The sequence below is a fragment of the Phenylobacterium sp. genome, assembly GCF_044372605.1.
Lineage (GTDB): Bacteria > Pseudomonadota > Alphaproteobacteria > Caulobacterales > Caulobacteraceae > Phenylobacterium.
On record NZ_JBILRO010000104.1, the window covers coordinates 1 to 10,708 of the forward strand.

The following is a 10,708-nucleotide window of genomic DNA, read 5'->3' on the forward strand; positions in this document are numbered from 1 at the left end:
TGAGCGTGAAGCCAAAGGCGGCGGCGTGAGTTGAGTTCTCGTCCTGGGTTGTGAGCGTCGGGATAAGCACGGTGTGTGGTCCCCATCTCCCCGGCCTGACCGACGGGGTGCGGTCCAATGCCGTTAGCGTTTGGGGGATGGGTAAGCTGTCCGCTTTACTCCGCTCCAAGACAAGGCTCTTACCTCCCCCGCAAGGCGGCGGGAGGGGGACCGCGCGCCGAGGTTGGCGCAGCCGGCCGTAGAGCGCGTGGTGGAGGGGGCGAGCCGCACGCAGTGCGCCCAAGAAGCGTGTGCGTCCCCACTTTCGGACACGTTCACGACACTGCTCGGCGAGAATCGGCGCAGCGTTGCGGTCATGAACTGGCTTCAAACGACAATTGAGCAGTTGGTCGGCTACGCTGTAGCGTGGGATGAGACGGCTAGTTGGTTTCAGGCAATCTTCAGCGTGGTAGCGATCGGTGCTGCCGTGTGGGTGGATCGCGGCTCGGCTCGGCGCCAGCGCCGTCAATTCGAACAAGCCGAGCTCGCAAAAGCCGTTGAAAAGATTGAGGCAGTGGTCACGATCAGTTCACTGAGCAGCTACGCCCTAAGGTGGACCCAAGACATATTCGAGGCGATGACCCCAACAACGGATATCCCGTGGCCCACTTCATATCGAAAATGGGCGGGGATAATGTCCGAATGTCGCGAGGCGTTCGTGGTTCTGATGCCCAAGGTCACTGACCCGATCATGCTATCCAATTTGGTCGCATTTATGCACTGCATGCGGCCACCAGAAGTGCACGAGAGAAGTGATTGCCGCGAGATCCTTGAAGAGGCACTAACCGCAATGAGGGACACTGGAGACCGACTTATCGCGACCGCTCAGACTATAGCTGAAGATGCGAACGTGCTGATGCACATACCAGCATTAAGCGGCCTTCTGCTCGGTAGCCAACGCCGATAGCGCCCATATACTGGGAGGGCATACGGGGACAGCTCATCACGCACCCCCATCACCTCCCACCCCCAGCTCGAGAGCGCATCGCCAGATGCCTCCCCGCCTTAAATCTCACGGATGATGCGAGCCTGACGTCCAGGCCAAGTCAAGGACTGGCCTTCGGCCAGCCGCGCCGCGGCGGCGCTCTGCGCCGTCCTTGAGTTGGCCTGGGCGTCAGGCAAACTGGCCGCCATGAGATCCATGGCCGGGCCTGCGCCGTCGCGCCTCACAAACCGAAACGTCACAAACGCGCTTGCCACAAACGGCCCTACCGCAAAAACAGAGCCGCCACCACTTTACAACCACCCCGTCATGTTCTACATTTGTTCTCATGCACGACACCGCTGTCGCCCGCACCGAACATGAGCTCCGGATGGTGGAGGCGCTGGTCGACTGTGCGCATGCGTTGAGCGTGGCGGTGGCCGAGGCGGCGAAGGCGGAGGCTGACGGCAAACTGCGGATTCAGATGTTCGAGGCGTTCCAGCGCGGCTTTCTGGCCGTGCGGATGGGGATTCGGCTGTCGCTGATGCTGCGCGCTGCGCCGAAGTCCGTCGCCCGGCCCGAGGTCGAACGCCTCGAGACCGAACGGCTGGAAACCGAACGGTTGCAGGATCCGCCGGAAACTGACGAGCCACGCTTCACGACGGAACGCGAGCGCGACCGCGACTATGAGCCGGTCAGCCTGCCGAAATTCCTCTCCACCCTGGGCGTGGTCGCCCGGGATGCGGCGCGCATCGAGGCCCTGCCCGCCCACGTCCGCGCCGACATCCTCCCCAAACTCGACACCCTGCTGACCGGCGCGAAGGGCCCTGCGGCATCGCCGGCTCCGGCCACAGCCGCCGTGGCCCTGATGAACCGCCCCAAGGCCCCACCGAAAGCGGCCCTGCTGGGCGGCGCCTCCACCCTCTCCGGCCCCCCGCCGGCCTTCCACGGCAAACCCCGCCCCCCGCCCTACCGGTTCGGCTGATCGGCTGCCCAGCGTCCTTCTCCCCTTGTGGAACCATTGCGTAATTCAGGCTGGCGCCAGAATTGGCCTACGCGTCCCTTCGCCCCTTGTGGGAGAAGAGCCTGCCCCCGCGAAGGCGGGGGTGGCAGGCGAAGCCTGACGGATGAGGGGTCGCGCCGCCCTATCGAAATGATTTCAATGCCTTATCGGAGAGGATTATCGACCCCTCATCCGACCCCGCTTCGCGGGGCCACCTTCTCCCACAAGGGGCGAAGGGGCGTGGCGTCGAGCTCTCTCGCTATCTGGAATAACGCAACGGTCCCGCAAGGGGAGAAGGGGCGCCCGATTGCCCGCCCTCAACCGCAAACGCCCCCGGCGCTTACGGGCGGATCCTGACGTCTGCAAACCGGGCGGTGGTTCCCGGCCCGATCCAGAGCGCCACGCCGCCCTTGCGTGCGGCGCCGCCTTTCAGGTCATTCACGATGAGCACCGGCTGGGTCGCCTCGTCGAGAAACAGGCGCGCCTTGTCGCCCGACACCACCACACGCATCCGCGTCCAGCGGCCCGGCTCCATGTCGGCATAGGCCTCGTAGCGCGAGGGCGTCTCCCGACGTGTCCGCTCCCAGGGCCAGTCGGGCGCCGAGATATACTGGACAGCATGATTTCGGCGTTCCTGATCCTCCGCCCGCCCGTTCGTGGGCCGGATGTAGAGGGCCTCGCCTGTGGCGCCATCCTCCGACAGCCGGAACGCCACGCCCACGAACCCGCGCGCACCGGCGACGGCCCCGCCGGCCGGCGACCCCGCCACCCAAAGCTCGATCTCGCCGTCGCCGAACTCAACGCCGGGAAGCCGCACCAGCTTCTCGAACTGACCGTTCGGCGCACCCAGATCCTCGACCCGCAGGGCCGCGCGACCGGAATAGGTCTCCGCCGACACCGCGACATTTCCCACCGGGCGCACGTCGCCCGGTGCCAGCGACGGCGCCTTGCCGGCGCCCATCAGCCCCACCGCCGCCAGGACCATCAACAACCTGCGTGGCATTTTGCCTCCATGGCTAGCCTGAGCGATCTTGCCGACACGCCCCCCGTCCGGCAAGACCCACCCCCCTACGGCGTCACGATCGCAAAGTTCGGCGTCGGCGCCGTCAGCCAGCCCAGCATCCGCGCCAGCGCCCCAGCATCCCCTTCGGACGCAACGCCCGACGTGGGCTGTCCCGCCAGGGCCACCGCCAGAAACTGCGCGCGCGGCATGGTGAAGACGCCGTCGGCCTTGCCCGTCTTCGGGTCGGCCTCATAGGTCAGCACCGAGTTCCGCACGCTCACCCGGAACCGCTCCTTGCGATCCGGGAACACCAGGTCGACGCTGACCGCGCCGTCCTTCACCTTGTCCGGGTCCAGCCGCACGGCCAGCAGGTCCAGCAGCATGGTCGTCGAGGTGTTGCGCACCAGATCGAGGGCCGCGGCGCCCGGCCCCGCCGCGGGCCGCACGCCCACGCGCAGTTCCTGCGCCCCGGCCAGATAGATGTTGCGCCACAGCGAGCTCTCCGCCCCCGCCGCCTGCCGCTCATAGGTCCGCGCCAGCAGGTCGCGGGCGGGCTGGTTGGCCGCATCCGCAAACACCAGCCGGTTGGCCAGCGCGCCGGCCCAACGGTCATCGCCCTTGTCGAACGCCGCCTGCGCCGCCGCCAGAACAGTCGCCGGCCCGCCCATCATCGCCACATAGCGGGCGGCCTCATCCGCCGGCTCCAGCGGCGCCAGGTTCACCGGATTGGCGTCGTACCAGCCCATGTAGCGCTGATAGATCGCCCGCGAATTGAAGCTCATCGAGCCGTAATAGCCGCGGTTGTACCACTCCCGGTCCAGCGCCTCCGGCAGCTTGATGCGATTTGCGATTTCCGGACCTGTCAGCCCCTCGTTCATCAGCCGCACCGTCTGGTCGTGCAGGTATTTGTAGGCGTCGCGGTGCTTGGCCAGATAGTCGCCGATCACCGCCTGGCCAAACCGGGGCCAGCCGTGGCTGGTCATCAGGATGTCGCTCTTGTCCCCATAGAGCCGGATCGACTCGCTGAGGTAGGCCGCCCACTCCTTGGCGTCGCGCACCAGGGCGCCACGCGGCGTCAGCACATTGTGCATCGTCGGATTGGCGTTCTCGGCCAGGTCCAGCACCTTCAGGTCCGGCAGATAGATGTTCATCTCCGACGGCGCCTCGGTGCCGGGCGTCATCTGGAACTGCATCCGCACCCCGTCGACCACCAGTTCCTCCCCGGTCCTGGTGATCTCCACCGTAGGCGGGATCAAGGTCATGGTCCCCGGGCTCACCGCCAGGCCGATCCCGGCGCTGACCTGCCCCGTCACGCCCTTGGGCAGGAAGGTGCCGAACTGATAGGTGGCGCGCCGGGTCATGGCCGGGCCTGCGATCACGTTCTCGCTGACCGCATGCTCCAGGAAGCCGGACGGGGCGATCACCTTGACCTTGCCGGCGTCCACGTCGGCCTGGGTGACCATGCCGCGCGCGCCGCCGAAGTGGTCGCCGTGGCTGTGGGTGTAGATCAGCGCTGCCACCGGCCGCGCGCCCAGCTTCTCGTTGGCCAGGTCCAGCGCCGCCTTGGCCACCTCCGAGGAGGTGAGCGGGTCGATGACGATCCAGCCGGTCTTGCCGGCGATGAAGGTGGCGTTGGAGATATCAAAGCCGCGCACCTGCCAGACGCCCTTGGTCACCTCGAACAGGCCGTGCCGGGCCAGAAGCTGCGACTGGCGCCACAGGCTGGGGTTCACGCTGGCCGGCGCCGGGCCTTTCAGGAAGTCATAGGCGTTCAGGTCCCAGACCAGATTGCCGCCGGCGCCCAGGATCTTCGGGTCCGCCCGCGTGCCCAGGAAGCCGAAGTCGGCGAAGGCGTAGTCCCGGCGATCGTTGTAGTCCGGCGCGGCTGCCGCCGCTGAAGCCAGAGCCAGTGCGCCCATCAGGCCGCCGATCAGTATTCTCATGATTGTCCTCCGCTTGGCCGACCGTGGCGCGCACGACAGGTGTTGGCAATACGTCGACGCTGTGAAAGGCATGGGCCATGAAGGCCATCATCATCGGCGCCGGGATCGGCGGCCTCACCACCGCGCTCAGCCTGCACGCCGCCGGGATCGAGGTTGAGGTCCATGAGGCCGCGCCCGAGCTGCGCGCCGTGGGCGTCGGGATCAACCTGCTGCCCCATGCCGTGCGCGAACTCAGCGAACTGGGCCTGGCTGAAGACCTGGCCGCCGCCGGCGTCGCCACCGAGGCCCTGGTCTACGCCAACCGCCACGGCCAGGAGATCTGGCGCGAGGCGCGGGGCCTGGGCGCCGGCTACAACTGGCCGCAATACTCCATCCATCGAGGAACCCTGCTGACCCTGCTGGAGACAGCCGTCCTGCAGAGGCTGGGCGACGGGGTCATCCGCACAGGCCATCGGGCCGCATCCAGCGACGGCCGTTCGGTCGTCTTCGCCGACGGCGCCGCCGCGAGCGCCGACGTGATCATCGCCGCCGACGGCATCCACTCGGCCCTGCGCGCCCAGCTGTTTCCCGACGAAGGCCCGCCGATCTGGAACCGCCGGGTGCTCTGGCGCGGGATCACCGAGGCCCCGTCCTACCTCGGCGGTCGCACCATGGTGATGGCCGGCCACGGCGACCAGAAGTTCGTCTGCTATCCCATCGACCCGGCCGCCGCGCCGGGACGGTCCCTGATCAACTGGATCGCCGAACTGCGCTTCCCCGAGGGCCCCGAGTGGCGGCGCGAGGACTGGAACCGGGCGGGCGACCCCGCTGACTTCCTGCCCCGGTTCGAGACCTGGAACTTCGGCTGGCTGGACGCCCCGGCCATCATCCGCAACGCCAGCCAGATCTTCGAATACCCGATGGTCGATCGCGACCCCGTGGACCGCTGGACCCTGGGCGGCATGGCCCTGCTCGGCGACGCCGCCCACCCCATGTACCCCATCGGCTCCAACGGCGCCTCGCAGGCGATCCTCGACGCCCGTACCCTGGCCTGGCAGCTGGCGACCCAGCCCAGCGTCGCCGATGCCCTGGCCGCCTACGAAGCCGAACGCCGCCCAGCCACCACCCGCCTGGTGCTGGCCAATCGCGGAGAGGGTCCGGAGCGGGTGCTGAACCTGGCCGAGGCCCGTGCGCCGGACGGCTTCGCCACCGTGACGGACGTCATCAGCCAGACCGAGCTCTCCGCCATCGCCGACGGCTACAAACAGGTCGCCGGATTCGACCGCGAGGCGCTGAACGCCCGGGCCTCGCTCACGCCGCCGCGCGTTGGGTGATCAGTCGCAGAGCAGCCGACCTAGTCGCGACCGGGGGTCTTCAGCACCTCGATCTCACCGGCATAGCCGATGGCCCGCACCCGGCTGATCAGCGCCTCGACCTCTGAGAGCGGCGGCGCAATTGCACGGGTAAAGATGTAGACCTTCTCGAAGCCGGGCTCGGCCGAGATGTGCCATTCGCCGGCCGGGCCGGCGGCGATGATCCGGTAGGTGCGAACCGGGCGGAAGGGTCCGAAGCGATACTTCACCTCCAGCGCCGCGTTCTGGCCCGGATCCTTCAGCGTGCCGATCCCGGCGATCGCGGATTCCTTGCCCTGGGGGCCGCCTTTCAGGCAGGCATCGCGGACAGTGATCCGGCCTTTGCTGTCGCGGCCATGCTCGGTGGTGGCGTATTCACAGCCCCGCGTCAGGCCGGTGGGCGTGCGCGCCTGCTCGTACCACATGCCCTTGTAGAAGGTAGCCGCGTCCAGCGGTCCGGCTGTCGGGGGATCCGCCGGCTTGGGTGTGGCGGCGAAGGCGGGTGCAGCCATAGCCAAGGCGGTAGCGCCCATCAGGCTGATCAGCGAAACGTGCATTCGATTTGCCTCTCGAGGTCGTGGAAACGTTCAGCCTGAAGGACGCCTGATCCAAGGCGTTCGTATGGCGCCGACCCTCTATACGGGCCTAAAGATGTGACCCTCATCGGGTTGCATCCGGCCCGCCACCACGTCGGCGTAGAGCGCCTGCAGGGCGTCCACCCGCGTGGTGCGTGTCAGGTCGCTCCGATCGACGAGAAGGTCCCAACCGGCCATCAGAGATCCGCCCAGTTTCCGTGGAAACCAAACGGCACACGGCGCGGCATCTCGGCAATGCCGATCGGCCCCTTGGCGATATCCCGGGCTTCGAAGACGGCGAGGTCCGAGCGGTTCTCCGCCGCGCGCCAGATCACCGCCGTCAGCCAGCCATCACCCTCGGCCGCATCCGCCGAGCGCTTGACGAACACAGGCTCCGAGGTCTGGTCGCCGCCGTTCAGCTCATAGACCTGACGCTTGCCTGTGGTCATGTCCAGGTGGGCGATGGCGCCCTGGCGGACGGTCTTCGCGCCGGTAGGATCGGCGGCGTACCAGGCATGCCGGTGCTTGAGTGTCTCGACCCTGGGGTCGACGCGCGGGAACTCGCCGTCCAGATCATCCAGAGGGGTCTCGATGATGGCGTCGGAATTGCCAGCCAGATCGAACGTCCAGCGCATCAGTCGCGCCGCGGCTTTGTCACCCGCCGATCCGTCGGCCTTCGGGAACAGGGGAGCCACATTGTAACGCATGACGTCGCAGTAGATCTTGTCGCCCTCTTCCCAGGAATTCAGCGGGTGGAAGACGTAGCAGGCCGGCGCGTTGAACCAGCGAAGGGTCGAGACATCGGCGTCACGACGCATCACGCCCACATAGGCGCCCTTGTCCGGTTCCCAGGCAAACGGTGGCAAACCCTTCATGGCGCGTTCAAGGCTGGCGGTCAGCGGCAGGATCGGAAACAGGGCATGGTGCTCGGTGACCATGAAGTCATGCGCCATGCAGGCGAAAGGCGCCTGGAAATCCTGACGGCTGATCAGCGTGCCGTCCGGGGCCGTGCGGCCATAGCTCATCCCCGCCGACAGCGGCATCTCACCGACGCCATAGGCAAACCAAAGCATCTCACCGGTCTTGGGGTCGATCTTGGGGTGGGCCGTGACCTTGCCCTTGAAGGCGCGGTCGTAGCCCCTGGACTCCAGCGTGCGCGCATCCATGGCGAAGGGATGATGCGCCTCCTCCAGCGCCAGTAGCTTGCCGGCGTGCATCAGGACGTTGGTGTTGGCGACGCCGCCCTCGTTGCCCATCGCCAATGGGTCCGTGGTCATCGGATTGCCCATGGCGCCGAACAGGTGGCGACCGTGCTCGTGTTCCAGCTCCCACTTGGGCGTACGGACATAGCGGTTGCGGTAGCGGACCTTGCCGTCCTCGACGTAGAATCCGTGGACCATCCCGTCGCCGCCAAACCAGTGATAGTCGCCCTTCGGATCGAACTGCGGGTTAGGACCAATGCGGAAAAGCGCACCGCGCAGACCGGTCGGAATCTCGCCTGTCACCTTGAGGTCGAAATCATCTTCTGACCGCACCGGCGCGAAATTGCCTGCCAGGTAGGGATTGATGCGCACATCGCCGTCCATGACCGTTCCCTCGGATTTGCTTGCGTAACTTACGTTGTAAATTCATTGTGGAACGCCTAGCTGTTGGCAAGCGTTTTCTTTCAGGTGCTGAGTCGAATGCCCCGGGTGCTTTCCGACACGGATGTCGCCGACTTTCGCGACCGCCTTTGCGAGGCGGCGGAGCGTCTGTTTGCCGAGAAGGGTCCCGATGCCGTGACCATGCGCCAGCTCGCCTCAGAGCTCGGTGTCTCGCCCATGACGCCCTACCGCTACTTCAAGGACAAGGACGATATTCTCGCCGCCGTGCGAACCAACGGTTTCACCCGGTTCGCCGAGGCCCTGGAGGCAGCTCGCGACGGCGGCAAGGGAGCAAATGTCGGCGAGGCCTATGTGGCTTTCGCGTTCGAGCATCCCGACACCTACAAACTGATGTTCGACCTCAACCAGCCGAACGACGACAGCTATCCCGAGCTTGTCGCCGCAGGCCAGCGGGCGCACGACAACATGAGCGCCTGGGTCAAGGATCGCATCGCCGCGGGCAAGATGACCGGCGATCCCGAAAAGATCGGCGCCATGTTCTGGGCCGCCACGCATGGGATCGTCGTTCTCGAGATGGCCGGCAAGCTGCCCAAGGGCGCCGCCCAGGACCTGCGAAACCTGCTGACGGTGACTCTGGTAAAAGGACTGCGGCCCGGCGCTTGACGCCTGCAGCGGAATGTCGCCCTAAGTCATCAGGCCGAAGGTCCGGGATGGCCGACTTGGGGAACATACGCATGAGCAAGATCAAGCCCTTCAAGGTGCACTGGAAGAAATCCAGGGTGCGCGCCGTGCTGGAGCAGGTCCGCGACTACCCCTGGCCGCCCATGCCGGAGGTTCCTGACGGCTGGGCCTATGGGTGCGACGGCGCCTATCTGAAGGAATTCTGCGACTACTGGACCGAAGACTACGACTGGCGCGCCGCCGTCGACGACCTGAACCGGTTCCCGCAGTTCACGGCCCGGGTCGAGGACTTTGACCTCCACTTCCTTCACGTAGTCGGCGAGGCCGGCGGCAAACGACCGCTGATCATCACCCACGGCTGGCCGGGCTCTCACTATGAGTTCTGGCAGGCGATCGAGAAGCTGGCCTTTCCTTCGAAATTCGGCGGCGATGCCGCCGACGCCTTCGATGTGGTGGTCCCGTCCCTGCCCGGCTTCGGCTTCTCGTCGAAACCCAAACGCCCGATCGGCCAGCGCAGCACGGCCCGGCTGTTCAACACCCTGATGACCGAGGTGCTGGGCTATCAGACCTATCTCGCCCAGGGCGGAGACTGGGGGGCCATGGTGACGTCGTGGCTGGGCCGCGATCATGGCGCGCACGCCAGGGCCATTCACCTCAACATGATGGGCTTCCGCCCACCCGGCGGACCTCAAGGCGAGGCGGAAGTCGCCTGGGCCCAGCGGCAGGCCGCCGCGCAGGAGGTCATGGGCGCCTATTTCCGCCTGCAGGTCTCCAAGCCGCAGTCGATCGCCTGGATGGGCGCGGGCAATCCGGTGGGTCAGGCCGCCTGGATTCTGGAACGCTTTCACGACTGGTCCGACCTGTCGGTCAAGTCGATGGACGAGGCCTATCCCAAGGACCGCCTGCTCACCAACATCATGATCTACGTGATGACCGACAGCTTCACCACCGGCGCCTGGTACTATCGCGGCCTGGTGGAGGAAGGCGGCCTGGCCTTCGCCCCGGGCGAACGTCTGGAAACCCCCACGGCCTTCGCGAATTTCCCCGGCGAGCCGCTCTATGCGGCGCCGCCCCGCAGCTTCGCGGAGCGGGCGCACAACATCGTGCGTTGGACCGATATGCCCCGCGGCGGGCACTTCGCGGCCATGGAAGAACCGGACCTGTTCGTTGACGAGGTGAGGGCCTGGGCGCGGGAGGCAGGGTAACCCAACCCATGCCTCGCTATGACTTTGCGTCCGACAACACCGCGCCCGCAACGCCTGAGGCGATGGCGGCGCTTGCCGCGGCCAACGCCGGCTTCGCCTCCGGATACGGGTCTGACACCACCAGCGCCCGCGCCGCCGACCTGATCCGGGCCTGGCTAGACGCCGACGCTGAGGTTCGGTTCGTGGCGTCGGGCACAGCGGCCAACGCCATCGCCCTGTCAGCGCTTTGCCGGCCGTTCGAGTCGGTGCTTGCCCATGAGCACGCCCACGTCTGCACGGACGAGACGGGCGCGCCCGGGTTTTTCGGGCAGGGTCTGGGACTGATTGGCCTGCCGGGCGCGTCCGGCCGGATCGACCCTGCGAGCCTCACCGGTCCACTCGCCGCGCCGGATGTCGCCCATC

General features: G+C 66.8%; 11 protein-coding genes. 6 read left to right on the forward strand and 5 right to left on the reverse strand.

Going from position 1 to position 10,708, the window contains the following annotated elements; all coding sequences use genetic code 11:
• Positions 1-223: 223 nt before the first annotated feature.
• Together ACIQ42_RS10035 and ACIQ42_RS10040 are read left to right on the forward strand one after the other, a co-directional pair.
• Complete coding sequence (locus ACIQ42_RS10035) at positions 224-946, forward strand: hypothetical protein (RefSeq protein ID WP_397422058.1); 723 nt, start codon at positions 224-226, stop codon at positions 944-946.
• Positions 947-1,310: 364 nt separating this feature from the next.
• Entirely contained in the window at positions 1,311-1,946 is a 636-nt protein-coding gene (locus tag ACIQ42_RS10040) for a hypothetical protein (protein ID WP_397422059.1), read from the forward strand.
• Between the two features lie 358 nt (positions 1,947-2,304).
• Here the strand turns inward: ACIQ42_RS10040 and ACIQ42_RS10045 are convergent, their stop codons facing one another.
• Together ACIQ42_RS10045 and ACIQ42_RS10050 are read right to left on the reverse strand one after the other, a co-directional pair.
• Entirely contained in the window at positions 2,305-2,967 is a 663-nt protein-coding gene (locus ACIQ42_RS10045) for a hypothetical protein (RefSeq protein ID WP_397422060.1), read from the reverse strand.
• 65 nt (positions 2,968-3,032) lie between these two features.
• Positions 3,033-4,910, reverse strand: a complete 1,878-nt coding sequence (locus ACIQ42_RS10050; protein WP_397422061.1) for an alkyl/aryl-sulfatase — start codon at positions 4,908-4,910, stop codon at positions 3,033-3,035.
• 77 nt (positions 4,911-4,987) lie between these two features.
• Here ACIQ42_RS10050 and ACIQ42_RS10055 point away from each other — a divergent pair, with 77 nt between their 5' ends.
• Positions 4,988-6,223: a flavin-dependent oxidoreductase gene (locus ACIQ42_RS10055; protein WP_397422062.1), complete on the forward strand. Its 1,236-nt coding sequence runs from the start codon at positions 4,988-4,990 to the stop codon at positions 6,221-6,223.
• A gap of 20 nt (positions 6,224-6,243) precedes the next feature.
• Here ACIQ42_RS10055 and ACIQ42_RS10060 read toward each other — a convergent pair whose 3' ends face one another.
• The 3 genes from ACIQ42_RS10060 to ACIQ42_RS10070 all read right to left on the reverse strand — a co-directional run bounded on the left by ACIQ42_RS10060 (position 6,244) and on the right by ACIQ42_RS10070 (position 8,402).
• The gene (locus ACIQ42_RS10060) at positions 6,244-6,798 is read right to left on the reverse strand and encodes a lipocalin family protein (protein ID WP_397422063.1); all 555 of its coding nucleotides are present in this window, start codon (positions 6,796-6,798) and stop codon (positions 6,244-6,246) included.
• 78 nt (positions 6,799-6,876) lie between these two features.
• On the reverse strand, positions 6,877-7,014 hold the full coding sequence (locus tag ACIQ42_RS10065) for a hypothetical protein (protein WP_397422064.1): 138 nt from the start codon (positions 7,012-7,014) through the stop codon (positions 6,877-6,879).
• On the reverse strand, positions 7,014-8,402 hold the full coding sequence (locus tag ACIQ42_RS10070; RefSeq protein ID WP_397422065.1) for a carotenoid oxygenase family protein: 1,389 nt from the start codon (positions 8,400-8,402) through the stop codon (positions 7,014-7,016). Before ACIQ42_RS10070 ends, ACIQ42_RS10065 begins: the two co-directional genes overlap by 1 nt.
• A gap of 96 nt (positions 8,403-8,498) precedes the next feature.
• Here ACIQ42_RS10070 and ACIQ42_RS10075 point away from each other — a divergent pair, with 96 nt between their 5' ends.
• The 3 genes from ACIQ42_RS10075 to ACIQ42_RS10085 all read left to right on the forward strand — a co-directional run.
• Complete coding sequence (locus tag ACIQ42_RS10075; protein WP_397422066.1) at positions 8,499-9,083, forward strand: TetR/AcrR family transcriptional regulator; 585 nt, start codon at positions 8,499-8,501, stop codon at positions 9,081-9,083.
• Between the two features lie 71 nt (positions 9,084-9,154).
• Complete coding sequence (locus ACIQ42_RS10080; RefSeq protein WP_397422067.1) at positions 9,155-10,306, forward strand: epoxide hydrolase family protein; 1,152 nt, start codon at positions 9,155-9,157, stop codon at positions 10,304-10,306.
• An 8-nt stretch (positions 10,307-10,314) separates the two neighbouring features.
• Positions 10,315-10,708, forward strand: a 394-nt coding sequence (locus ACIQ42_RS10085) for a beta-eliminating lyase-related protein (RefSeq protein ID WP_397422068.1), incomplete at its 3' end; no start/stop codon positions are given.

Coding starts and splice junctions, on each gene's coding strand:
- ACIQ42_RS10070 (WP_397422065.1), bottom strand. CDS start 8,402: ATGGACGGCGATGTGCGCATCAATCCCTACCTGGCAGGCAATTTCGCG.
- ACIQ42_RS10080 (WP_397422067.1), top strand. CDS start 9,155: ATGAGCAAGATCAAGCCCTTCAAGGTGCACTGGAAGAAATCCAGGGTG.
- ACIQ42_RS10055 (WP_397422062.1), top strand. CDS start 4,988: ATGAAGGCCATCATCATCGGCGCCGGGATCGGCGGCCTCACCACCGCG.
- ACIQ42_RS10075 (WP_397422066.1), top strand. CDS start 8,499: ATGCCCCGGGTGCTTTCCGACACGGATGTCGCCGACTTTCGCGACCGC.
- ACIQ42_RS10060 (WP_397422063.1), bottom strand. CDS start 6,798: ATGCACGTTTCGCTGATCAGCCTGATGGGCGCTACCGCCTTGGCTATG.
- ACIQ42_RS10045 (WP_397422060.1), bottom strand. CDS start 2,967: ATGCCACGCAGGTTGTTGATGGTCCTGGCGGCGGTGGGGCTGATGGGC.
- ACIQ42_RS10065 (WP_397422064.1), bottom strand. CDS start 7,014: ATGGCCGGTTGGGACCTTCTCGTCGATCGGAGCGACCTGACACGCACC.
- ACIQ42_RS10050 (WP_397422061.1), bottom strand. CDS start 4,910: ATGAGAATACTGATCGGCGGCCTGATGGGCGCACTGGCTCTGGCTTCA.
- ACIQ42_RS10040 (WP_397422059.1), top strand. CDS start 1,311: ATGCACGACACCGCTGTCGCCCGCACCGAACATGAGCTCCGGATGGTG.